Annotated in this window: 1 pseudogene; it reads left to right on the forward strand. The window is 66.6% G+C overall.

Annotation, left to right across the window (positions count from 1 at the left end):
- Nucleotides 1–401 (forward strand): annotated as a pseudogene (locus EOA28_RS38395) (glycosyltransferase); the annotation flags it as partial.

A 401-nucleotide genomic window follows, 5' to 3' on the forward strand; every position in this document is an offset into this window, starting at 1 on the left:
GCGCATCCAGAGTGCCGCGATCAATCTCGCGGTCGCCAGCCATGGCGATGGCGCGCGCTACCTCATCCGCATCGATGCGCATGGCGGCTACCCTGACGATTATTGCGACCGGCTGGTTGAGGAGGCTTCGGCCACCGGCGCCGATTCGGTCGTCGTCTCCATGCTGACCAGCGGCACCGGCGCGGTCCAGAAGGCGGTGGCGGCGGCACAGAATTCCAAGCTCGGCACCGGCGGCTCCAAGCACCGGCATCAGTCGGCCGGAGAATGGGTCGATCACGGCCACCACGCGTTGATGCGCATAGCGGCCTTCTCTGCGGTCGGCGGCTATGACGAGACCTTCAGCCACAATGAGGATGCCGAGCTCGACTACCGGCTGCGCCAGGCCGGTCACCGCATCTGGA

Origin of the sequence: Mesorhizobium sp. M2A.F.Ca.ET.067.02.1.1, from assembly GCF_004023285.1 — a bacterium.
Taxonomy (GTDB): domain Bacteria; phylum Pseudomonadota; class Alphaproteobacteria; order Rhizobiales; family Rhizobiaceae; genus Mesorhizobium.